The sequence below is a fragment of the Pseudoalteromonas sp. bablab_jr011 genome (genome assembly GCF_016464045.1).
Lineage (GTDB): Bacteria > Pseudomonadota > Gammaproteobacteria > Enterobacterales > Alteromonadaceae > Pseudoalteromonas > Pseudoalteromonas lipolytica.
On the sequence record NZ_JACDWU010000132.1, the window covers coordinates 21,570 to 44,664 of the forward strand.

The 23,095-nt window shown below is 41.7% G+C and carries 21 protein-coding genes and 1 pseudogene; 11 read left to right on the forward strand and 11 right to left on the reverse strand.

What is annotated here, in order from left to right; all coding sequences use genetic code 11:
* Positions 1-120: 120 nt before the first annotated feature.
* The 3 genes from JIG41_RS05575 (at position 121) to JIG41_RS05585 (ending at position 1,729) form a co-directional block, all read left to right on the forward strand.
* Positions 121-633 (forward strand): hypothetical protein, encoded by a 513-nt coding sequence (locus tag JIG41_RS05575; protein WP_036971979.1) that lies wholly within the window; start codon positions 121-123, stop codon positions 631-633.
* A 51-nt stretch (positions 634-684) separates the two neighbouring features.
* On the forward strand, positions 685-870 hold the full coding sequence (locus JIG41_RS05580) for a DUF1289 domain-containing protein (protein ID WP_065979042.1): 186 nt from the start codon (positions 685-687) through the stop codon (positions 868-870).
* Positions 871-934: 64 nt separating this feature from the next.
* Complete coding sequence (locus JIG41_RS05585) at positions 935-1,729, forward strand: glycosyltransferase family 25 protein (protein ID WP_065979041.1); 795 nt, start codon at positions 935-937, stop codon at positions 1,727-1,729.
* Between the two features lie 4 nt (positions 1,730-1,733).
* Here JIG41_RS05585 and JIG41_RS05590 read toward each other — a convergent pair whose 3' ends face one another.
* On the reverse strand, positions 1,734-3,515 hold the full coding sequence (locus JIG41_RS05590; protein ID WP_199524395.1) for a M61 family metallopeptidase: 1,782 nt from the start codon (positions 3,513-3,515) through the stop codon (positions 1,734-1,736).
* Positions 3,516-3,718: 203 nt separating this feature from the next.
* On the opposite strand from JIG41_RS05590, the pseudogene JIG41_RS05595 reads away from it, so the two are divergent.
* The 6 genes and pseudogenes from JIG41_RS05595 to JIG41_RS05620 all read left to right on the forward strand — a co-directional run bounded on the left by JIG41_RS05595 (position 3,719) and on the right by JIG41_RS05620 (position 10,839).
* Positions 3,719-5,254, forward strand: a pseudogene (locus JIG41_RS05595) (diguanylate cyclase).
* 74 nt (positions 5,255-5,328) lie between these two features.
* A complete protein-coding gene (gene ppnN, locus JIG41_RS05600; protein ID WP_036971989.1) occupies positions 5,329-6,672 on the forward strand; it encodes a nucleotide 5'-monophosphate nucleosidase PpnN in 1,344 nt (447 codons plus the stop codon).
* Between the two features lie 11 nt (positions 6,673-6,683).
* A complete protein-coding gene (gene xni / locus JIG41_RS05605) occupies positions 6,684-7,457 on the forward strand; it encodes a flap endonuclease Xni (protein ID WP_118844876.1) in 774 nt (257 codons plus the stop codon).
* A 71-nt stretch (positions 7,458-7,528) separates the two neighbouring features.
* The gene (locus JIG41_RS05610) at positions 7,529-7,912 is read left to right on the forward strand and encodes a DUF3192 domain-containing protein (protein ID WP_036971993.1); all 384 of its coding nucleotides are present in this window, start codon (positions 7,529-7,531) and stop codon (positions 7,910-7,912) included.
* A 6-nt stretch (positions 7,913-7,918) separates the two neighbouring features.
* On the forward strand, positions 7,919-9,616 hold the full coding sequence (locus JIG41_RS05615; RefSeq protein ID WP_199524396.1) for a hypothetical protein: 1,698 nt from the start codon (positions 7,919-7,921) through the stop codon (positions 9,614-9,616).
* A 215-nt stretch (positions 9,617-9,831) separates the two neighbouring features.
* Entirely contained in the window at positions 9,832-10,839 is a 1,008-nt protein-coding gene (locus JIG41_RS05620; protein ID WP_036971995.1) for an isocitrate dehydrogenase, read from the forward strand.
* A 54-nt stretch (positions 10,840-10,893) separates the two neighbouring features.
* Here JIG41_RS05620 and JIG41_RS05625 read toward each other — a convergent pair whose 3' ends face one another.
* Entirely contained in the window at positions 10,894-13,890 is a 2,997-nt protein-coding gene (locus JIG41_RS05625; protein WP_199524397.1) for an immune inhibitor A domain-containing protein, read from the reverse strand.
* Positions 13,891-14,364: 474 nt separating this feature from the next.
* Here JIG41_RS05625 and JIG41_RS05630 point away from each other — a divergent pair, with 474 nt between their 5' ends.
* Both JIG41_RS05630 and ilvN read left to right on the forward strand, forming a co-directional pair.
* Complete coding sequence (locus JIG41_RS05630; RefSeq protein WP_199524398.1) at positions 14,365-16,089, forward strand: acetolactate synthase 3 large subunit; 1,725 nt, start codon at positions 14,365-14,367, stop codon at positions 16,087-16,089.
* Entirely contained in the window at positions 16,089-16,586 is a 498-nt protein-coding gene (gene ilvN, locus JIG41_RS05635) for an acetolactate synthase small subunit (RefSeq protein WP_036972002.1), read from the forward strand. Before JIG41_RS05630 ends, ilvN begins: the two co-directional genes overlap by 1 nt.
* A gap of 74 nt (positions 16,587-16,660) precedes the next feature.
* Here the strand turns inward: ilvN and JIG41_RS05640 are convergent, their stop codons facing one another.
* From JIG41_RS05640 to JIG41_RS05680, 9 genes are all read right to left on the reverse strand, one after another.
* A complete protein-coding gene (locus JIG41_RS05640) occupies positions 16,661-16,936 on the reverse strand; it encodes an HU family DNA-binding protein (protein WP_036972004.1) in 276 nt (91 codons plus the stop codon).
* 205 nt (positions 16,937-17,141) lie between these two features.
* Positions 17,142-17,675, reverse strand: a complete 534-nt coding sequence (locus tag JIG41_RS05645) for a DUF3833 domain-containing protein (protein ID WP_199524399.1) — start codon at positions 17,673-17,675, stop codon at positions 17,142-17,144.
* Positions 17,668-18,165: a chalcone isomerase family protein gene (locus JIG41_RS05650; protein WP_182396529.1), complete on the reverse strand. Its 498-nt coding sequence runs from the start codon at positions 18,163-18,165 to the stop codon at positions 17,668-17,670. The genes JIG41_RS05645 and JIG41_RS05650 overlap by 8 nt, the downstream gene beginning before the upstream one ends.
* Before the next feature lie 56 nt (positions 18,166-18,221).
* Positions 18,222-18,716, reverse strand: coding sequence for a DUF2878 domain-containing protein (locus tag JIG41_RS05655; protein ID WP_199524400.1), 495 nt, complete (start codon positions 18,714-18,716; stop codon positions 18,222-18,224).
* Positions 18,694-19,956, reverse strand: a complete 1,263-nt coding sequence (locus JIG41_RS05660) for a cyclopropane-fatty-acyl-phospholipid synthase family protein (protein WP_075593257.1) — start codon at positions 19,954-19,956, stop codon at positions 18,694-18,696. Before JIG41_RS05660 ends, JIG41_RS05655 begins: the two co-directional genes overlap by 23 nt.
* Positions 19,957-19,970: 14 nt before the next feature.
* Complete coding sequence (locus tag JIG41_RS05665) at positions 19,971-20,711, reverse strand: DUF1365 domain-containing protein (protein WP_036972014.1); 741 nt, start codon at positions 20,709-20,711, stop codon at positions 19,971-19,973.
* Entirely contained in the window at positions 20,704-21,960 is a 1,257-nt protein-coding gene (locus JIG41_RS05670) for an NAD(P)/FAD-dependent oxidoreductase (RefSeq protein ID WP_036972017.1), read from the reverse strand. The genes JIG41_RS05665 and JIG41_RS05670 overlap by 8 nt, the downstream gene beginning before the upstream one ends.
* On the reverse strand, positions 21,957-22,667 hold the full coding sequence (locus JIG41_RS05675) for an SDR family NAD(P)-dependent oxidoreductase (protein WP_036972018.1): 711 nt from the start codon (positions 22,665-22,667) through the stop codon (positions 21,957-21,959). The genes JIG41_RS05670 and JIG41_RS05675 overlap by 4 nt, the downstream gene beginning before the upstream one ends.
* Positions 22,667-23,095 carry a nuclear transport factor 2 family protein gene (locus JIG41_RS05680; RefSeq protein ID WP_036972020.1) on the reverse strand — a complete coding sequence of 143 codons (429 nt, stop codon included), beginning with the start codon at positions 23,093-23,095 and terminating at the stop codon, positions 22,667-22,669. Before JIG41_RS05680 ends, JIG41_RS05675 begins: the two co-directional genes overlap by 1 nt.

The window sequence follows — 23,095 nt, forward strand, 5'->3', positions numbered from 1 at the left end:
TTATGGGGCAATTTGTCATCACAAAACCCCCACCAATAAATCTTTATTAGCATTTTTACAAGGGCTTAGGTATCCTTTAGGAAACGTTAAAGGAACTGCTATTTAAAAGGATAGCCTGATATGAAAAAGCCACTCGCCGCCTTACTTTTTGGCCTTGTTTTAACAGGTTGTACTGGCCTTACGACCGAGCAACAAGCCGCCATAGATAATTTGACACCTTGCGAGAAGATTAATGCACTTTTAGGCGCATACGACAATCGCTTTGAAGGCTTAAAACGCAGCCGTGTGAACACAAAATACATGGAAACATGGACTGCAAAATACAACCTAATTTCCGACAACTGCCAAATTACAGCGCTTGATAATGACAATGTCACGTATCGTTGTGTAGGTAACTATGCGCAACAACAGCAAGCGGTTGCAGATCATACTCGAGCAGTCAATTTTACCCAAGCCTGTTTAGCAGATAAAAACTGGCATCAAACCCAAAAAGAGTCTGCAGAATCACTGCGTACAACGTTTGTGCTTGATGAAAATACCCCCGTTATTTCTATTCATTCGGGTAAAACATTATCGCGAAAACAGCCTTGGTCAACCACTCTTGAAATTGGTAAGCCTGTTGCAGGTAAATAACCTATCGAATGCATTAAGGTCACATTGTTGTGGCCTTAACATTTAACTCGCATGACAGACTCTAAAAAGCCAAAATCCACATATAAAACTGACTGCATTGGGCAATGCCATCGACTTAATGGCTACTGCACTGGGTGTGGCCGAACGAATGATGAAATTTTTGATTGGATCATTTTATCTGAAAAAGAAAAGTGTGCGATTTTAAATACCCCTCGTCCTGACATAAAAACGAAATAATGCTGACACCCAAGCGTCATTAAAGCTTGTTAGCCTGATTAAAACGACTCATCAGGTAAGCATAATGCCCCCTATTTTTGTAATTAACTTAGCAAGCTCAATAGAGCGTCTAAACCGCGTAAGCGATGAGCTTAATGCACAGAACTTAGCATTTGAGCGCATTGATGCTGTCGATGGTAAAACATTAACAGACGCAGATATCGCCAAGCATTACAATGCCCGTTTAAACCTTAAAAAGTACCACAAACCTTTAAGTCGAGGTGAAATAGGCTGTTACCTGAGTCATCGAAAAGCATGGCAAACAATCGTAGATAGGCAACTCGACTACGCCATTATTTTAGAAGATGATTTTGTGCTCGACCGCTCAATTCACAGTGCTATCGAGAACATCAATCACTTAAAACAGCCATGGCAACTCATTAAATTGGCCGCGTATAAAAATCGCAATCGTGACATTGCATACGCAAAACCGCTTGCAGATGGTCAGCACTTAGCAATTCATAAAAAACTCATGTCTGGCTGCTGCGCAACGGCTATTAGCTTAGCGGGGGCTAAAGCACTGCTTAAGGCCACAGACACATTTGCGCGCCCTGTAGACTGCGATTTGCAACACGTGTGGGAAACTGGCGTTTATGGCTATTCACTCCTGCCTTACCCTGTTACACAGCCTGACAGTGCGCAAAGCGATATTCGTGATAGGTCTTGTCAGGTTAAAAAGTCATTTTGGCGACGTAAAAAGCAACAGCTCCACAGTGCAATTTTAAACGCAAAATACACCAAACAGTTTGTAAAAGCCCAACAAACGCCCGACAAAAAGAAAGGAGCCGCAGCTCCTCTCTTACCAATCAAAAATCATTAAATGTTTACTTAGCTTGGTTTGGGTGGTCAACACCCATCCATGCTTTAAACAACGCCATTTGAGCAGGTGTAGCATCTTTTAATGCTGTTACTTTTTTCTCTTTATCGAAGTCTTCGCCAAGTGTGAGCGTTGTGCTTTGCAGCGCATCACGGCGGATAAAGTCAACAGTCACTGTGTCGCCAGCTTTAAACGTTTCTAAGCTTGCTTTTAAGTCTTTGCCAACATGCTTTTTGTTGAAGGCAACGATTTTATCGTCTGTTGTTAAACCTGCTTGCCATGCTGCACCACCACGACGAACATGTGTAAGTGTTAGTAACTCACCGCTATTTTTAGCGAATGAATCAATACTCGGTACTGATTTTGCGCCTTCTGGGCGAGTCAAACCTAAGCCAACTTTTGCTAGTAAGGCATCAAAATCAATGGCTGCTGGCTCATCCACATTAGCTTGCCACCATGCGCTGTAATCACGACCCGTTAGCTCTTTTAAAATGGCTTTGACATCATCAGGTGTAAAACCATCTGGCAAACGATGCTTATTGTAAAGCGCACGGTGCACATCACGATAACTGATTTTGCCATCACTTTTCTCTAGCAAGTCGATATCAAGTGCCATTGAAATTAACGAGCCTTCAAGGTAGATATTAGTGCTGTAGTTGCGAGCATGGTCACCACCTTGATTGATCCACTTATCAAAGCTGGTTTCAGCGGCGCTTTGTACTTCACGACCTGGGGTTTGCAAGTGGCGGTTAATAGTTTTAGTTAGGGTATCAAAAAACTCATCCGTTTTTGCAATACCAGAACGCACTAACAAATGATCTTCAAAGTAACTTGTAGAACCCTCTGCAATCCACAGTGTTTTAGCGTAGTTAATATTTGTGTAATCGTAAGGAGCGATGCCTTTCGGACGATACGCCTTTACATTCCATGTATGAATAAACTCATGGGCAGCAGTACTAATGAACGCTAAGTAGTCTTTACGAGAGCCAAAACGGTCACGTGGGCGCTGAATAATTGTTGAATTTAAATGCTCTGTAGCTCCCCCTGCACCAGACGTTGCATGTACCATAAATACATAACGCTCATACGGATAGCTATCCCAAATTACATTACCTGTAGCCACTAGTTTTTTAAGGTCCGTTAGCATTTGCTCAACGTCGTAGTTACCGTCGCCCCAAATAACCAGCTCGTAGTCTCGGCCATCCACCGTGAATTTATGTAACTCGTTAATGCCTGTTTCAATTGGCGAGTCGACCAAAATATCGAAATCAGCCGCTTTAAAACTGTGTTTTGAACCTGCATTTTCCATACCCGAAACAGAGCGCCATGCTTTAGGCACATCAAGCTTTACCGTCACAGGGTCTTGGCGAAATGATTCACTGAACATGAAAAAGCCCGATGCATCAATAAACGCATGGCTGTCATCGATGTGACGCGCGCGTTTACCTAGTTCATTGGCATAGACTTGATAATCAATATTTACGTGTGTTGGCTCATTTAAATGAACACGCCATGTGCTGTGGTCAATTTTTTCCCATTTTAACGGCTTACCATCATCATCTTTCGCATCGAAAAAACGTACCCCATTCGCAAGGTTTAAAATTTCGTAGCGTCCAGTACGCCATGCCGGAAGTTTTACGTCTAAATGCGCTTGGGCTGTCTCAGGAAACTCCACACTAACATTACCTAAGTGATGTTCAGGTTCAGTGATCGCCAGTGAATAGTTTACATCTGCAAACACACTGCTAGAGCATGCGGCCAAAATTGACATAGCCAAAAACTTTTTCATAACAACTCTTTTTTATTACTATCGATAATTGCGAATTAGCCTATCAACTGAGATATAAAATGTGAATTAAAAACCGATAAACTGCCGTAGCAATAAGCCTGATAGACAAAATAGTTAAGTTTTTGACTTATCACCTACATTTCACAATAAATTGTTGTAGACTTAAGGTACATAAATATAAAACTTGATGGCGGTGTAAGTAAGTGCAGCAACAGCATGATGTTCTTAATAAAAAGTTAAAGCAAGCGATCGACGCAAGGATGGTTGTCGAGGATGCGCGCAAACATCAAGTTGAAGTACTTTCACAGTTTGCGGCGAAGTTATCGCTGAGCTGTAAAGGACTAGACATGGAGCTTGATAACCGCCTTGCTAAATACCGAAGTGCTCTAAAAAAAGGCGTTGATTTTAACCTACTAGCCCCCTTTATTGACGATGTTCTCGGTTTACTCAAACACCAAGAAGCAAAACAAATTGCCTTGCAGCGCGATCTTAATAAAAGCGTATTAGATGCAGGCAAGCAGTTACAAAAAGTAAAAGGGTTACCTGATGATGCGCGCCGCTCGCTGCGCAACTTGCTTGACCGTGAGCTTGACAATATTCAATCGAACCATGATTTTGTGCCCATTTTATCCAAGCTGGTTGTTATTTATCACCAAGCCCTGTAAGCAAAGCTAGCTGAAAGTGATACCGGCGAAGCTTTAATTAAACCCGAGCTTGCCTCTGAGCTAATGACATTGGCTAATGGACTGTTATTTGAAGACGAAAGTGCTGAACAAATAAAAAATATCAGAAACCAAATTACGCGCAACGACAGCGTTGATGAGCTACTTGATGCTGCGATTGGCATTATTACCATTATTTCACAAAATATAAGTAAAGAACGCCAGTCGGCGCAGAGCTTTTTAATTTCGTTAAATCAGACAATTGAAGACCTGCATCATTCTATTGTCTCAACCACTAAACACTCTGAGTCACTGAGTGCAGAATACGATTCACTTAATAAAAGTATCGAAAGAAAAATTAAAAATCTTAATCAGCAAACTCAACAAGCAACATCAATTTCGGCGCTTAAAGAATTAGTGGAAGAAGAGCTCAAATCATTGAGCGATGATTTAATCACCAAAGAAAAACTTGAACACGCTGAGCGTGAAAACTTACTTGCAAGCTTTAAAGACATTAATAATCGGGTAAGTAGTCTAGAGAGTAAACTGACAACTTATAAGCAACGTTTAAACGAACAACGTTTTAAAAGTTTGCTTGATGGCTTAACGAAACTTCCGAACCGTGCCGCATTTGATGAGCGCTTTGAACATGAATTCCAGTTGTTTTTATCGCAAGGTTCTGAGCTTACTTTAGTCGTTATTGATGTCGATCATTTTAAATCAATCAACGACAGATATGGCCACAGTGCAGGCGATAAAACACTTCAGGTGATCGCCAAAGCGCTGCAAAAATCAATTAGAAAGTCTGACTTTATAGCCCGTTACGGCGGTGAAGAGTTTGTACTTTTAATGACTGGTATGCCACTTGAAAAAGCCGTAGCACCCTTAGAAAAACTACGAAAAACAATTCAAAGTATCCCATTCAAATTTAAAGATACGCAAGTTGAAATTACGATTTCAATTGGCGCGACTCAACTTAAAAAAGGCGATACGCAATTGATTGCCTTTGACCGAGCTGATGAAGCGCTTTATACAGCTAAAAATGAGGGACGAAATAGAGTTTGCATTAGCAAATAAAGACCACATGTATACCTTACTTAGGGTCTTTAATACATATTAGACAGGCTCATTGACGAGCTAGGAGAGTGCTTATGTTAAAACAACTGAATCCTACCGGTGTACTGGATTTACTATCACAATTAGAAGTTGATCTACTCGAACAATCATCCACCAGCGAGCGTTATAAATTATTTAGGAACTGCGTGCTCGCTGTTCTCAATGTGGGTAGCCACACAGACTCAAGTTCTGAAATTTACGACAAATATGAAAATTTCGACATTCGCTTATTAAGCCGTGAGCGCGGTATTAAAATTGAATTAGAGAATCCACCAGAATCCGCGTTTGTCGATGGCGAAATAATCACGGGTATTCACGAACATATTTTTTCAGTGATCCGTGACATCCTGTTTATTTGCCAAAAATACGAAAAAGATCTAACAGAGCAAAAGGCCATTACCCATATGGTATTCGACATGCTCCGAAACGCAGGAGCACTCAGAGTTAATAGCGATCCTAGTATGATTGTATGCTGGGGAGGCCACTCTATTAACGAAGTCGAATATAAATACACCAAACAGGTGGGTTACGAGTTAGGCTTGCGTGGTTTAAATATTTGCACCGGTTGCGGCCCAGGTGCAATGAAAGGCCCCATGAAAGGGGCGACCATTGGCCATGCAAAACAGCGTATTACCGACAACCGATATTTAGGCTTAACGGAGCCTAGTATCATTGCCGCTGAGCCACCTAACCCTATCGTGAATGAGCTGGTTATACTGCCTGACATCGAAAAACGTTTAGAGGCTTTTGTACGTTCTGCGCATGGTATTATTATTTTCCCTGGCGGCGCGGGCACTGCTGAAGAGTTGCTCTATTTATTAGGCATCTTATTGCACCCTGAAAACGAGAAGCAATGTTTACCCGTTATTCTTACAGGGCCTAAACAAAGTGAAAACTACTTTATTGAGCTTTGTAAATTTGTTGAAAACACACTCGGCAAAAAAGCCCTTGATAAATTTGACGTCATAATTGATGACCCTGAACGTGTTGGCAGAACCCTTAAAGCTAAAATGGCAGACGTACGCGAATACCGTAAAAGCCAAGGTGATGCCTACTACTTTAACTGGACATTAAAAATTGATAACGATTTTCAGCAGCCGTTCGCGCCGACACATGCTAATATGGCAAGCTTAGATTTACATTTAGATCAACCTACTCAACAACTTGCAGCAAATCTACGACGCGCATTTTCGGGTATTGTTGCTGGCAATGTAAAAGATGAAGGCTTACAGGCGATTAAACAGTACGGCCGCTTTGTACTCAGTGGCGAGCCTGCATTAATGGCCGATATGGATAAACTGCTTGCCGCTTTTGTTGAGCAAGGTCGTATGAAGTTACCTGGCAGCAAGTATATCCCTTGCTATGAAATCAAAGCATAACTGGAGAACATGTGACCACCCAATTACTTTTAATAGATGCGTTAAACCTTATTCGGCGCATCTATGCCGTTGATAGTAATCAGAGTCATCACAGTGAAGAGCATATGATTAAAGCAAGCTGTGCCCGCGTGGCACATGCTTGTAAAAAATTACTAAGTCAATGCAACGCCACCCATGCAATTGCGGTGTTTGATGGCGATAAAAGCTGGCGATATCATTACTACGCAGCTTACAAAAGTACGCGTTCCCCCATGCCTGATACTCTAAAAAACAATTTAGCGCGTTTTAAACACGCTATCGAAGAGACCGGTATCGTGGTGTTCTCACCTGAGAACGACGAAGCAGACGATATCATTGCCACGCTTGCCTACAAAGCAGCATCAAATAATGTCTCGTCCACTATTGTGTCTACCGATAAAGGCTTTTTACCGTTTTTATCAGCGCATATCGCCATATTCGATTACTTTAAAAAACACTATATTGAGCATCAAGACATTAAACAGCGGTTTAATGTCCCCCAGCACCGCCTTATTGACTTTTGGGCACTTGCAGGTGATAAAACCAATGACATACCGGGCGTTAAAGGAATTGGTAATAAATCGGCTGAGCAATTAATTAATGACTATGAGTCGATTGAAGCGGCCATGATGGACGACGCACTCAATGCCACTTTAAAACGTAAGTTAACCGCTGATATGGATAAGCTGATTATCTCTAAAAATTTAGTAATGTTACGAACAGATATAAACTTAGGCTTTAGTTTAAAGCAGTTAAGGCTCAATTAGTCGCAATCTCGTAGCACAGTTTATCAACTGCGCGTATACTGAAAATTCGTGTTTGTTTTATAGAGTTACACATGATTAAAAAGGTTTTCCAATATCTGGTATTAGGGTTAGGTGTTTACGCACTTATAGCAGCCCTAGTGATCACTTTTTATAAAGATGATCCGCAAGCCATGATCTGGCAAGACCGTGAAGCCTTCAACAAACGCTACATCGCCAAGCTTTCAATAGAAAAACCCGAAAACCTCAATGCCGTGCTTGATTATTTAGGTAGCCCCGATTTAACCTATGCAAAACGCGTTGAAGACAATGTATGGCAAATTATTTTTTATCGCACTCAACATGTTAAATCAGATGGCATAACCACGATTGATGAGTGTACAGGCTTACTGTTTAAAAATGGCCAACTTGTATTATGGGGGCCCAGTGCCTATGAAAGTTATCAGCAAGAAAGTTAGCACACAATGATGGACACTGTGACGCCGCGGGAATTGGCACGCTTATTCGATAGCACACATCAGCTACTTAACCTGTATTATCAAAAACGTAAATGGTCACAAATTTACCCATTACTCAGTAATCTTGCTGAGCGTTATTACCTGGTATACCAAACATACCCTAAAAGTCTGCAGGCACAACTTAACTTATACGTCGCAGCCCATGGTTACACAACGAACCTGGTTGTTAACCAGTGTGTCATTGCGTGCATAATGTGCCATAGCCTCAATTATAATAAAGCAGTAAGTGAGCAAATTATAAGTTGCTGTCTTGCTAATTATTTATGTGTGCAATCACAAAGTAATAAGCTCGCATCAGGGCAAACACTGACCGAGCAAGACAAAAAACTGTGGCATTGTCGTCATCAACTTGCTGTAAAATTGCTCCATGCAGCGGGCCCAAATACGGTTTCAATTCAGCACTTATTAGCGCGTTTAAATAAATATAAGCAAGCCTTACTCAGCGCACCAAAAGTGATGATTTACGATGGTGCGACAACCCTTGTTGCACTCGCTAATATCATCGCGATGAATACTACCTACCGAGAGTCCGGTGGCCATATTAGTGTGCATAAAGCATTGGCCGATATTTACCTTCGTACACCTAATGAGTTTGCGCAAAATGCAATTAAAGCCTTTATTGCACATATCGGTCCGTACATTCCCGCAAGCGAAGTGAAGTATGCCGAGCAAACCTTAATATACCTAACGACTGACGAGCAACATCGGCATATTTTAATTGATGTGTCTCAACCTGAAAAAATTCGTTGGCATCGATTTAAAGCCCCCCTGTCAATTATTGATAAACAACGTGTTTGCAATGATTCACGCTTGCTTTATACCGTTTGGTTTAGTGAAAACATCAATTTTGTGCTGCCTCCCCCAGCAAATCAGCGTCGCCAGCAACAGTATCTAACACTGATCAGCGAACTTAAAATAGCAAAAGAGTACAGTTATCGGGCGTTAGACAAATTACTGAGTCCATACCCTGAACTTATTCACCAGCTTACGCACGCTGTTAAGCCTTATAATAAAGAGCACCAACGCGCAAAAGATTTACGCCATTGCTTATCTATGGTGGGCTATGACAATGCGCCAGCGATCATCCAGAAAGTATTGTTTCAGCGCTTAGTTGCCACCACATCGCACCCTTTATATCCGCACATAGCCAAACGCCTTGAAAACATAGTACGGATTATTCAAGCACTGTTTAAACACTCACCTATTCAGCAATTTGAGCAAGTCACCTTGCCCTTATATGCCTATGTCTTGTATCTGTGTGAGAATCAGGCAACAAGTTTGTCACGCAAAACCGTGTTTGAACACTCAGAAGAGCATACGGTAAGCCCCCCACTTGCGTGCTTGTTTGGGATTAACACGCTTGATTTGGCTCCCCTGAGCGAATACCTTACCCAGTTAATCGGCGATAATCCTTGGACACAGCATTTACTTAACAGTGAGCAATTAAAAAAACAACAATTACAACAGAATGAAAAGCTTTGGATAGCAGTAAAATTGTTCAGTTATTATGTATTTCAACCTAAGGCTATGTTTAGTAGTTGGCAAGAAAACATTATCGCTGAAACATTAACGACGGTCGGTTGGCAGTCAAAAGCGGATTTTTATTCATACCTTCGTACATGCGAGTTTGCTGATAATTTTTAAAAAATGGTGCTAAAACGTTCGAAGTCGTTAAGAAAATATGAACTTTCGTCTATTTATAGTCAGTATTCACAGTATAAACTGGCAAAAAGCTGAATAAATTGCTATAAAAGCCGCTTAAATTTTCAAACACATCCACGTAAATCCTCTAACAAGTAAATCGCGCTCATTTTCGCGATGTATTTACGTGTATATCTACTCATAAATAGGAAAAGTAAATGGCTAAACAAACCATCACAGTGATCAAAGGCGACGGCATTGGTCCTAGCATTATTGATTCAGCACTTGAGATCCTAAATGCCGCAGGTTGCGATTTTGATTATGAATTCGTTGATGCTGGCCTTGCTGCCCTAGAGAAAACAGGTGAGTTGCTTCCGCAAGAAACAATCGACACTATCGCACGTAACAAGATCACTTTAAAAGGCCCATTAACGACGCCAGTAGGTGAAGGTTTTACGTCTATCAACGTGACACTTCGTAAACAATTTGGCCTTTATGCTAACGTACGCCCAGTTAAATCATTTGAGGGTACTAAAGCGCGTTACGATAATATCGATATCATCACTGTTCGTGAAAACACCCAAGGTATGTACTCAGGTCTTGGTCAAGTAGTATCTGAAGACGGTAACGAAGCTGAAGCATTATCAAAAATCACCCGTGAAGGCGCTGAAAAAATTGTTACATTCGCATACGAACTTGCAGTCCGTGAAGGCCGTAAAAAAGTAACCGCTGTTCACAAAGCAAATATCCTTAAATCAACATCGGGTTTATTCTTGAAAGTTGCACGTGAAGTAGCAGAACGTTACCCACAAATCGAATCAACAGAGATGATTGTTGACGCAACGTGTATGAAACTAGTCATGACCCCAGATGAGTTTGACGTTATCGTTACGACTAACCTATTCGGCGACATTTTATCTGACTTATGTGCTGGTCTTGTTGGTGGTCTTGGTATGGCTCCAGGTGCAAACATCGGCGAAGATGCCGCTATCTTTGAAGCAGTACACGGTAGTGCGCCAGACATCGCAGGCAAAAACCTTGCTAACCCGACGTCAGTTATCTTAGCATCAATCCAAATGCTTGAGCACTTAGGTATGGCTGACACAGCGGAACGTATTCGCAGTGCAGTCGCTGATGTTATCAAAACAGGTGACCGTACAACGCGTGACCTTGGCGGCAGCCACGGTACAACAGACTTCACACAAGCAGTGATTGAACGTCTATAATTAGTTGTATGCTAAATAATAAAAAAGCCAGTTTTTAACTGGCTTTTTTAATGCTTAAAATTTGCCGTACCTGCGTATAATCAGCGGACTAAAAATCAGTAATAACCACCAGATAGCCCCACCACTTGATCCCGAATTGCTCTGTGTTTTAACAACCGTGACTGATAAGCTTGTTTGTTTTACAGCCTGCGTTTGGGTGTCTGTTACTGTTAACGTGACTGCGTACGTCCCCTCATTTGTGTATTGGTGTGTCGGCGATGCTGAGGTACTTGTACTGCCATCGGCAAAGTCCCACTGATAGCGATATTGCCCTGTACCACCGCTTATTTGACTTGAAAACTGCACATTCAAACCTTGTGCATTAAAACGAGCACTGGCATTTAAAGGCACATCCACAGTGACTGCAAATTGCGAAGATGTTGACTCCATGTTGGCATCAACCACCGTGACATTCACATCAAAGCTACCCGACAACGCATATTGATAACTGACCGTTGCCGTTGATGCAGCACCTCCGTCGGCAAAATCCCAGCTATACTGATACGGTGCAATGCCCCCTTGTGCAGTGGCTGTCGCAACCAGTAAACCATTTTCATTCGCTGTAACCGAAAGGCTGAGTGTTAGCGGCTCACTAACAATAATTTCTTTGTTTAACCGCGTAACCTCTCCTGACTCAGTCGTACGCTCAAAAACGACAGTATAGCGGCCATATTCTGCATACTGATGGGTTGGCGCGAGCACCGTTGACTGCTCGCCATCACCAAACGACCACAGAAAAGTATCGGTTTCATTTAAAATAAGACCGTTGATACTAAACGACACATCTCGGTCGCTACGTTGGGCACTAATACCAGAGGTTGCATCATAGTTAAGCTCTACATTCACTTCACTGCTATCCGTTGCTTGCGACACAATGCGCCAACCGAAGCCCAATGAAGGTACATTAACCCCCGACGCAGGCTGAATTGGGAAGCTGTAATCTTGAGAATCTGAAAATGAGCTAATTGCTAATAGGTGCTCGTCTCCCAAGCCCTGGCGTTGATCATACAAACTAAATGCCGCATCGCGCACTTGAATATCAGTATTGGCAGGGCCTGATGTTGTGCCCTTACGAATCGTATTTTGGTCAGCATCAACCACAAGTGCAAAGCCTTCACCTGGGTGAGAAGCTGTGTTGTTATTTTGCTCAGCAGGGTCAACATACCACAACAATACCCCTGGAGAGTAAGACTCAAACTGGAGGCCACTGTCAATGCCGGCATAATCTCTTAGCTGTAAAAAGTAATGTGTTGGTTGCTGATAAACGTACTCACCAATACGTGAGAAACCTGCTAGTTGAGCGATTGATGATTGCTCTGCATCATCTTTAAATACAACGGTATTCCCCTGAGTGATAGTTAAGTCGTCAACCACAATGCCATAAAAGTGTATGTTCACATCGGTGACATACGTAATTTCAAGCTCGATTGTTTGCCCTTCATAAGCAGACAAATCAAATCGCATATCAAGGTGACCGTGCGGCAACTTTGCGCCATCTTTAAATTGCGAGTCGCCACTTAAATAAGGACCAATGTCACCATAGTGTGGGTTTATCGCCTTGGTATAGCTATTAGCAAGTGCAACACCATTTACTTTAATTTGTGCATAGTCGTAGTCTTGTTCAATGCTAAAGTGTGATAACAACGCAAGCTCGGTACTGCCAGCAGTAGAGGGTAATGTAATGCGTTGCTTGTAACTGTGTACAAGCTCATTCCCTTTACCTGAGTAATACTGATAGCGCCCTTGTAACGGTGCTTTAAAGCTTTCTAATTTAGCGGGTAAGGTGACCTTTAACTGATTTACGCCAGAACTAAAGCTACTCGACGCTTTTAAATTATGTTCAGAGTCTGTATTTACGTCGGCTAAGTCAATTTCGGTTTGATGTAGCCAATTTCCTTTGTAACGTGTTTGCAAGTAGTCAAGCGCGTACGCACTAAACATCACTGGCGCTGAACCTCTTGGCGACCCAGCCCAACTCCCGCCGGCCATAATAGACCAAGACGCAACAGGTTCACCAATTGCGCTGCCCATTAAGTCATATTCATCTGGCAATCCAAGATCGTGACCAAACTCATGAGCAACAACCCCAATTCCCGCATCGATGGGATTAATCGTGTAGCCAAATAATTTCACATTACTGCCAGCAACAGCAGCGGGTTGGTTCGCATTGTTTGTAACGAAAAAACGGTGTGACCAAATAGCATCGGTGCCCAGTACTCCACCACCCGCTTCTTCTCCAATACTAGAGTGAAACACCATTACATGATCGATAATCCCATTAGGTTCGTTTGTAATGCCGTCACCATCAATATCATCGAGATCGGTTAAATCGTAGTCTTGTAAATTAATATTAAAGGTTGCAACGGCTTTTTCTACCGCTTCTAATATAAGATCTGGGGCGTTTAGATCACGAATGTCACCTTCTCGCTCACCGTAAAACTTAGCGGGCTTATCTGCACTCACCCACCCATAAACATCTCCGGTAAATGCAAAGCTTTCACCTGATGCTTGTTGATAATAATGATGAACCGTGTTTAACGATTGACCCGATGGTCCCGGGTACGATGTGTCATTAAAGAGCATTTGTTGATAGTGAGCTTGGCTGTAATCGCTGTAGTACATGGGTGTATCTTCAGCAGTGAGTTGATTATTGTCGTAAGGCAAGTCAGGAAAGTCGATTAAGATTGCCAATACTTTAACGTTTGTTTTGTCATCGGTTGGGATTAACGATAAAAAATTTGTGAACTTATTATCAAGCACTGCTTTATTGTGCACCTTTGCGGGGTCTAATACTCTGGGTTTAATCGCAACGCGTTGAGCTGTATTCACTTGCCCAATGTAGTCTTCTAAAGCAGCTTGCTCGTCGCGCTGATTAAGTTCACCGCGTTTTTTCAGCCAATACACTATTTGTTCTTTATTGATCAAGCCAATATCATGAGTCGCTACAGGCTTTGCAAACACCGAAAAGCTCGACAACAAACACACGCCTGCTAAATAATTAATAAATCTCACAATTAATACCCTACCCCAGTTTCGTATATGGCTAATCATAGCTAAGTTATGCATAAATAACATGACCTTAGGTTATTTATTACAGACACTTAACGCTTGCCACACGAACAATTTAATGCATAGTTACACCTTAATATACGTGCAAAAAATGATTTTAGATGCAATAAATACAAATCAACGCATCAGAAAAGAAAAATTAATGCAAAAAGATGCTTTTGCGGTTGACATCAGTTTCCAAAAGGCTTAAAAATAACCCTAACAAATTTTAAACAGTAGCCGTCTAGTCGGCTGTTATTTTTATAAAGAAAAAACAATGAATTTTCGCAGCCATCTTTTAGTCGTCAATGTACTCGTACTGGTCTTAGTAAAAAGCCCAGCGGGGACGTATTAAAAGATGAAAGCACGCTTTTAAAAACCCCCGCCATTTGCGGGGGTTTTTTTATGCTCTTGTAGCTAGCACACAGAGGAATGAGGATGAGTACAGCAGAATATAATGGATCCGAACTTGTTGTTCGGGCACTTAAAGAATTAAAGGTTAAATATATCTTTGGCTACCCAGGCGGGTCAGTGCTGGATTTATACGACGCACTTTTTCAACAAGATGATATCGAACATATCTTAGTACGTCATGAACAAGCAGCCACGCATATGGCCGATGGTTATGCCCGAGCAACGGGCGATGTCGGTGTGGTGCTTGCAACTTCGGGTCCTGGAGCAACAAACTGCATTACCGGTATTGCTACCGCTTATATGGACTCCATTCCTATGGTTGTGTTGTCTGGTCAAGTACCCACAGGACTGATTGGCGATGACGCCTTTCAAGAGACCGATATCGTTGGCTGCTCTCGTCCGATTGTAAAGCATAGCTTTAACTGTCGAAGCGCACAGGAAATCCCGGCCATTCTTGCCAAAGCATTCTACATAGCCAGCACAGGGCGTCCTGGTCCTGTTGTGGTTGAATTGCCAAAAGACATGCTAAACCCAGCCATTAAATTTCCATTTGATTTTCCAAAAGCAACAGAGCTTCGCACATACAACCCAAATACCAAGGGTCATTCAAAGCAAATTCGTAAAGCTGTCACTGCCATTCTAGAAGCGAAAAAGCTTGTTATTTATTCTGGTGGCGGCATTATTCTCTCGAATACATCAGAGCAATTAACCCATCTTGTAGAGTCACTTAATGCCCCCATTACAAATACATTAATGGGACTAGGTGGTATTAGCGGCACACACCCTAACTTTATCGGTATGTTGGGTATGCACGGCAGTCTAGAGGCAAATAAAGCGATGGCCCATGCCGACGTTATTTTAGCGTTAGGGGCACGATTCGATGATCGGGTAACCAATAATGTAAAAAAATTCTGCCCGAACGCCACTATTGTTCATGTTGATGTTGACCCTACATCGATTTCAAAAACCATAAAAGCACATATTCCTGTCGTTGGTTGCTTACAAACGGTACTTGAACAATTACAAAGCGCAATAGATAAAAGCTCCATTGCGATTGACCGTTCTGCACAAGAGGATTGGTGGCGACAAATTATTAGCTGGCGAGAGCAAAAGTGTCTGAGCTACAGCACCGATGGCGATAAAATTAAACCGCAAGCGGTTATAGAAGCAATTTACAAAGCAACCAATGGCGATGCGTATGTCAGCTCTGACGTAGGCCAACATCAAATGTTTGCAGCTCAGTACTACCCGTTTAAACACCCGCGCCAATGGATTAACTCTGGAGGCCTTGGCACGATGGGCTTTGGCTTGCCTGCGGCTATGGGTGTAAAACTGGCTTTCCCAGACAAAGAATCAATTTGTGTTACCGGTGATGGCTCGATTCAAATGAATATTCAAGAGCTTTCGACTTGCTTGCAATATAACCTTGCTGTGAAAGTCGTGTCACTTAATAACCGTTCACTAGGCATGGTTCGCCAATGGCAAGACATGATGTATTCAGGGCGTCACTCATCATCGTACATGGAATCATTACCTGATTTTGTAAAACTGGTTGAAAGCTATGGCCATGTCGGTATTCGCGTAGATCATATTGATGAACTACAACCAGCCATTGACAAAGCGATGTCGATTAACGACCGATTAGTATTCTTAGATATTTGTGTTGATGAAAAAGAGCATGTTTACCCAATGCAAATAAAGCTAGGGGCTGTGGATGACATGTGGTTACGTAAAGGAGTAAAAGCATAATGCGCCGTATTTTATCGATTTTATTAGAAAACGAACCAGGTTCACTGTCTCGCATTGTTGGCTTATTTTCACAGCGCGCTTACAACATTGATAGCCTGACAGTGGGCACCACTGATGACCACTCACTTTCACGTATCACTATCACCACAATGGGTGATGACCGCATTGTTGAGCAAATCACAAAGCAAGTAAATAAACTTGTGGATGTACTTAAAATCATTGATTTAACAGAAATGGCACACATCGAGCGTGAGTTATTGTTAGTAAAAGTCTTTGCTCAAGATGAAAACACCCGTGCCGCAGTCACGCGCGTTGTCGATGTGTTTCAAGGTGCCATACTCGATATGGGCCGCCACAGCTATACATTACAGCTTGTCGCAAGTACCGAGAAAATAGAATCGTTCTTGGACACGCTTCGCCATGAAACAGACTTAATTGAAGTCGTGCGTTCGGGTGCGGTCGGCATTGGTCGAGGTGATAAGGCGTTAAAGGCATAAGCCTTTACCGCTTTATTACAGACACAAAAAAAGGGCTATTAGCCCTTTTTTTAATTAATAAGTACTTATTCTTATTAAGGATTAACTTGGTCTTTAAGACCTTTACCCGCTTTAAAGCTTGGGATAGTTGCTGCTGCGATTTGGATTTCTGCACCAGTTTGTGGGTTACGGCCAGTACGCGCTGCACGCTCTTTTACCGAGAATGTGCCGAAACCAACTAATGCTACTGAGTTACCTTCTTTAAGAGAGTTAGTAACTGCGCCAGTGAATGCATCTAGTGCACGCGTTGCTGCCGCTTTTGAGATTTCTGCATCAGTAGCGATTTTTTCAACTAATTGAGCTTTATTCATTGTTAGATTCCTATTCGTTATTATTTTGCCTTCGCAAAACCTATCTTTATGCATTTTTGAAAAGTTAGCAACAGCAAATTGCTATTTTTACGTAAATTATTCAAAAATGGCTACATTTTAACTGTCTATCACTAACTTAGTGACATCAGGATTAATAAAGACTGAATTTAACCATCTTCCAAAAGGTTTTATGACAGCTAAACGATCATTCGATTTTCTCGATAACCAAGGTTACTTCCCCAACCTCGACACCAAACTTATCAATAGCGGTACGGTTAATCAAGCGCGATTGTGTTACCAAGTACATCCAATCATCGAAGTTTACAACTAAAGCACTATCGTTATAAGGAAGTTCTACCGAGTAAGTCCAATAAAACACACTGCCGTTACTATCCCCTTTCGCTTCACCCACTACATCTGAAGCGGTACCTGAAATACTCCCGTCATCATTTAGAGTGATATACCAAGTGCGAGTTTGCGTTTCCCCATCGTCATAAACAAACTGCTCATCAATCACCCCTTGGCTGCCTTGCCAGCTTGCTTGCATATCAACAACTAACTTACGCGTTAACTCGCCCTTGTGGTCTTGAACAACGCCGTACGCTTTGAGTTCACCACTGAAGAAACGTTTAAAGTTAAATTCTGGCTCTGTCCCTTTATAATAATCAACATCAGGGGCTGAACAACTCGCGACTAAAAATACCATAGCTGAAATGAACATTGCTTTGAGCTTAATCATGTTTCCCTCCTATAAGCTGTTTTCTAAGTGAAGGCTCTGTTGTGTCGGCACTAAGCCAAATTGCTAAAAAAATATCGGCAAACCTTTCATCTTCAATAGCACCAAGTTTTTCGTTGTTGAAGTAAAAAGTTCCAATTCCCTGTTGGTTTGTTTCAAATGACAAGGAATCGTTTTCTTTTATATCTGGCCATAAATCAAGTAATTGAGTATCAAAGGCACCAACCATTTCATCAAAGCCCAAATGCTGCCATTGCTCATTAGTGGCTTTAACAATATCTTTTGCCGAAAAATCGCGCAGATACGTTAAGGTGAGTTTGGTTGGGTGCTGGCCAAAAACATAGTGTCCTGTGGGCGTTTCTAGTTTTGCGTCATACACATCCCAAAACAAGTATTCCATTTTTGCTTGGCCTACGGTTTTAAAACCCGTAGCGTTAGCGTTTGTCATTAATACCAGTGAGGAAAATAGGAGTAATGCGAGTCTGTATTTCATTGTTCTATACCTTAAAACATATCTTTTAGACACTACGCATCACAGGGGCTAAGTGATCATTTTGAGGTTAAATAGCGTTTGTTTATGACAATAATTGCCATGAACATCGAGGCCCAACTAATGCCATAACACAACCAGAACATCCAAAGCGATATATCGATGTTTAAAACACCAAAACGCGCCCCTGCAAAATAGCTACCCGGTGCAAAAAGAGCGCATACAAGCCACCCTAAATACCATGGAAGCTTTTGTAGAAACTGCATTGAAGTATTGATGGTTAAAAGCAATGCTCCCCAAAGGAGTACCAGCCAAAATGGAAAGGGGTAGACTTTAAAACTCAGTAAATTTAAGGATGTCGCAAGCCATTCAAAGCCTAACGCAAGGGGCAGGCCACACACTAGAAGCAAAAGGTCTTGCTTGCGTTGCTCGGAAAGATAGATCATCAACCCAACAATGCCTAAAGCTGGAATAATGGCTTGTTGCTCAAGGAGTAAGGCCATAAACCACACTCCCTGAAACAACACGAAATTAATAATTGAGCGCAATGTCATCGCCTGAGTGAACAAAACGAGGTCGACGCGCAACCAAATGAACCGTGCTAATCGAACGCGTTCTGAACGCGCCTTCGCAATAAGCCAAATAAAATAGCCACAAGCGATAGAAGCGTTGATCGAATTTTACTTTATCGATTTCAGGCCAGCTTGCCACAAAGCGTTCACGCCAGTCAGCCAACGTTCTGGCGTAATGCACCCCAATGTCTTTAACACTGTGAACAACCATGTCAGTTTGCTGTTTAATTTGCTTGTTCATTTCATCTAAGCATGGCAAACAACCGCCGGGGAAAATATACTGCTGTATAAAATCTGAGTTCTTTAAGTAATGGCTATAGCGTTGATCCGCAATTGTGATCGCTTGTATAAGCATTGCCCCATTAGCTTTTAGCAGTGACTGACACTTCGCAAAAAAGCCAGGCAAATACTCGTGACCCACAGCTTCAATCATCTCAATAGAGACAAGCTTATCGTAGCGGCCCTCAAGGAGTCGATAATCGTGTTTAAGCAACGTTATTTTGTGCTCTAAATTTAATTCTTTTATTTTTTCTGCAACATAATCATGCTGCTCATCAGAAATAGTGGTGGTTGTGACATGGCAATCAAAATGCGTTGCAGCATAGATAGCAAATGCCCCCCACCCCGTTCCAATCTCAATGACCTTATCGCCAGGTTGCAAGTCAACTTGCTCACATATAAGAGCGAGTTTGTGTGTTTGTGCTTGTTCTAGCGTCGCTGCTTTCGATGGATACACAGCGCATGAATAAAGCATTTCGTCACTTAAAAATGCGCTGTATAAATCATTGCCTAAATCATAATGCGCTGCGATGTTCTTTTTAGAACCCGATGCAGAGTTTTTATTTTTTAAGTGGTTGACTCGGTGAGCAATACCACTTAAAAAAGCGAATTTTTTTTCAAAAGCGTCTAGTTTGTCTTGGTTGAGGGCAAATATTTCGATGAGTTGCGTTAAGTTATCACAATCCCAATACCCTAAAATATACGCTTCACCAGCCCCCACACTGCCCGACATGGCAAACATTTTGTACATTGCGGCGTCATTTACTGTCACCGTAACACTGAGCGAACTGTGTGGATTACCAAACTGTTCGCGCTCGTTGCCATCAATTAATGTGATGCAGCCTATGTCGATACTGCTGAACGCACCTGTCACCAGTTTCTTATAAATTTTTGACAACCAACCTGTTGTAGAGGATTGCGTTAAATTTGATACTTTTTCCATCACATCACCTAATTTTAATTCTCTTGCTTGCCTGAGTGACCAATAAAGGGCACACGTTTGCAAAATAGTTTCAGCGCATGAATGTAAATACCTTTAAAAATACTCAACGTCATCGCTGGAAACTGTTTCAGCACGGCACTAACCTGCTCTTTAGTCAGGGCTTGCCTTTGCAAACGAAGTGTTGCATCAAACAAAAGAGTGTCGTCTTTTTTATTTTCAATATGAATCATAGCGTTATCGGAATTAAGTCTGACATTCCAATGATAGTTCATATCTAAGTTCATGAAAGGTGATACGGAGAAAACCTTTTTAAAGTTCACTTTTTTTTCTAAAGGTACGACATAATAATGACGTTCATTCCACGGCGTGTTACTCACTTCTGCAAGCATGTGTGTGAAATTGCCATCGGAGGTTTGATAAAAGAAAAAATTTACGGGGCTGAAGTAAATGCCAAAACAGCGCATTTGCCCCAGCATATAAACATGGCTAAACGTTGTGTTAACCCCCAGTTCCGCAAGCTTATCCAGTGCGCGTTGCTGCAATGATAACTGCATGTTGGTTTGATAGTTAAAATAATCGCTTTGTTTAAACTTTAATAGTTTAAAGCCATTACAACCAAGCCAAGGATGAATATTATTCAGCTCCTCTGGCTTGGCTAAATCGACCCACATCATGTAGAGCGGGTATTTAAAGTGATGCTCTTTTACTGCAAAACGCCGATGTCGAACATCACCAATGTAAATAGCACTATTCAAACTCAACTCCGAGTTGTTTAGCAACATTCACGGCACTTCTTACACCATCTTCATGAAAACCATTGTACCAATAGGCACCGCAGAAATAGCTGTTTTTATGGCCATCTATCAGCGCTTTTTTCTGCTGGGCAGCAATAGATTCTTTGTTAAAGACAGGATGGTGATAGATAAATTCGCGTAAGATTTTGTTTTTGTTAATTCCCTCTAAGTGGTTCAAGGTCACACAGAATTGTGGTTTACTTTCAATTCCTTGCAAAATATTCATTTGGTAAGTAACCACAGCAGCTTTGTCTGTGTTGTTATTAAGCAAATAATTCCAACTTGCCCAGGCAGCCTTACGTTTAGGAAGCAAAGAGGTATCGGTATGCAATACCACCGAATTCGCTGTGTATGGAATCGCAGAAAGTACCGCTTTTTCATCCTCAGTTGGGTCTAACAAGAGCTTTAAAGCTTGGTCTGAGTGACACGCAAAAACAACTTTATCAAACGTTTCGCTGTAACCGTCATCAAAATGAACATGGGCACACTCTTCACCACGCGATACAGAACTAATATTACTGTTAAGACGAATTTTGTCTGCAAAACCTTTAATCATTGGCTTGATGTATTCACGAGACCCTCCCGGAATAACATACCACTGAGGGCGGTTGGTAATATCTAAAAGGCCATGGTTATAAAAGAACTTAACGAAGAACTCTGTTCCCACTTTGGTCATTTCTTTAATACTGGTCGACCAAATTGCAGCTCCCATAGGCAGGATGTAGTGGTAACGAAAAAATTCGTTAAAATCATGCTCATCTAAAAACTCGCCTAGCGTTTGGTTAGGTTGATAATTTTGCTCTGCATGTAACGCCTTACACACATCATTAAAACGCACGATGTCTTTGAGTAGTTTCCAAAACTTAGGACGAAAGATATTTCGCTTTTGTGCAAATAAACTAAAAAAAGTGTGGCCATTGTATTCAAAGCCCGTTTGTTCGTTATGCACACTAAAACTCATTTGCGTTTTTTGTCGTTGCACACCCAATCGGTCGAGCAATTTTTCAAAGTATGGATAGGTTCTATCATTAAACACAATAAAGCCTGTATCAACGGCATAATCAACACCGTCAACGTTGACATCAATTGTGGCAGTGTGACCGCCTATATAGTCATTTTTTTCAAACACTGTTACATCATAATGTTTATGAAGTAGGTGCGCACAGCTTAAACCTGCTATACCCGACCCAATTACGGCCACTTTTTTCAACGTGATAATCCTTTTGCAAGCTTCAGCCATAATGGCGTAGGAAGCATTCGTAATAATTTTAAAATGAGGGTAAATCGATAAGGGAAATGCACTTCCTTACGTCGTTTTTCAACCCCTTTGTATATGTAACTAGCTGCTTTTTCTGCGCTAACCGCCATGGGCATAGGAAAGTCGTTTTTATCTGTTAAAGGCGTTTTCACAAATCCGGGATGAACCAAGGTCACGTCTACATCATTTAAATCAACAGCAAGGCTGTTTGCTAAATAACTGACTCCCGCCTTAGAGGCGCCATAGGCTTGGCTTCGTGGCAAGGGTAAATATGTGACGCTTGAACTGACAATGACCAACTGGCCACCCGGCTTAATTTTTGGCAGCAAGGCCTCTAAGCAGTAGCCCATGCTTAATAAGTTTGTTGTTACAACGCGGGTAAATAATGCACTGTCGAAATTACGCGCATCATCAATATATTCACAATTTCCTGCGTTTAATATAACGCGATCAAATTGTGTGTAGGCCACGGTGCTTGAACGGATGTCTTGCAAATTTGTGGCATCAAACTCACAACGTTCAATGTTGCTGTGGGCACTTAATTTAGCAAGCTTGTCGGTGTTACGACCACATGCTATAACCTGCTCGCCAGCATCTGCGTATTTATACGCAAGCGCTTCACCTATGCCAGATGTCGCGCCTGTAATTAGTGTTGTCATTATGCACTCGCTCTTTTATCAATGAAACGAACTGCTGAACCAAGTAACGGAATGTGTCTGTACAGTAAGGCACCCGCATCGAAATAATCGCGATGTTGGATAATTTTTTCGTTCGAAAAAACGAGCCGACTGTGCCCTTCCACCGCTATTTTTTTACCTTTGTTTAATTTTGGATGACGGTAAAACATTGTCCAATAAATAAAGGCTTTGTTGGTCGTGTGCTCGACATCAGTGATGTTAAATTCACAAGAAATAACATTAGCGTACAAATTTTTAAAATAGCCGTGTAAAGCGGCTAAACCATCCACTGCATGAAGGGGGTCTGAAAACTGGATATCTTGATGGTAGATTTCATCAAGCAGATGCAAATTGTCTTTATTGAGTGTTTGATAAACATTAATAAATCTGTCAAGGGTCGCCTTGTCCAT

Coding starts and splice junctions, on each gene's coding strand:
- JIG41_RS05660 (WP_075593257.1), bottom strand. CDS start 19,956: ATGGAAAAAGTATCAAATTTAACGCAATCCTCTACAACAGGTTGGTTG.
- JIG41_RS05675 (WP_036972018.1), bottom strand. CDS start 22,667: ATGACAACACTAATTACAGGCGCGACATCTGGCATAGGTGAAGCGCTT.
- ppnN (WP_036971989.1), top strand. CDS start 5,329: ATGTTAAAACAACTGAATCCTACCGGTGTACTGGATTTACTATCACAA.
- JIG41_RS05630 (WP_199524398.1), top strand. CDS start 14,365: ATGAGTACAGCAGAATATAATGGATCCGAACTTGTTGTTCGGGCACTT.
- JIG41_RS05640 (WP_036972004.1), bottom strand. CDS start 16,936: ATGAATAAAGCTCAATTAGTTGAAAAAATCGCTACTGATGCAGAAATC.
- JIG41_RS05580 (WP_065979042.1), top strand. CDS start 685: ATGACAGACTCTAAAAAGCCAAAATCCACATATAAAACTGACTGCATT.
- JIG41_RS05650 (WP_182396529.1), bottom strand. CDS start 18,165: ATGAAATACAGACTCGCATTACTCCTATTTTCCTCACTGGTATTAATG.
- JIG41_RS05590 (WP_199524395.1), bottom strand. CDS start 3,515: ATGAAAAAGTTTTTGGCTATGTCAATTTTGGCCGCATGCTCTAGCAGT.
- JIG41_RS05655 (WP_199524400.1), bottom strand. CDS start 18,716: ATGACATTGCGCTCAATTATTAATTTCGTGTTGTTTCAGGGAGTGTGG.
- JIG41_RS05575 (WP_036971979.1), top strand. CDS start 121: ATGAAAAAGCCACTCGCCGCCTTACTTTTTGGCCTTGTTTTAACAGGT.
- JIG41_RS05615 (WP_199524396.1), top strand. CDS start 7,919: ATGATGGACACTGTGACGCCGCGGGAATTGGCACGCTTATTCGATAGC.
- JIG41_RS05585 (WP_065979041.1), top strand. CDS start 935: ATGCCCCCTATTTTTGTAATTAACTTAGCAAGCTCAATAGAGCGTCTA.
- JIG41_RS05645 (WP_199524399.1), bottom strand. CDS start 17,675: ATGATTAAGCTCAAAGCAATGTTCATTTCAGCTATGGTATTTTTAGTC.
- JIG41_RS05610 (WP_036971993.1), top strand. CDS start 7,529: ATGATTAAAAAGGTTTTCCAATATCTGGTATTAGGGTTAGGTGTTTAC.
- JIG41_RS05620 (WP_036971995.1), top strand. CDS start 9,832: ATGGCTAAACAAACCATCACAGTGATCAAAGGCGACGGCATTGGTCCT.
- JIG41_RS05680 (WP_036972020.1), bottom strand. CDS start 23,095: ATGGACAAGGCGACCCTTGACAGATTTATTAATGTTTATCAAACACTC.
- ilvN (WP_036972002.1), top strand. CDS start 16,089: ATGCGCCGTATTTTATCGATTTTATTAGAAAACGAACCAGGTTCACTG.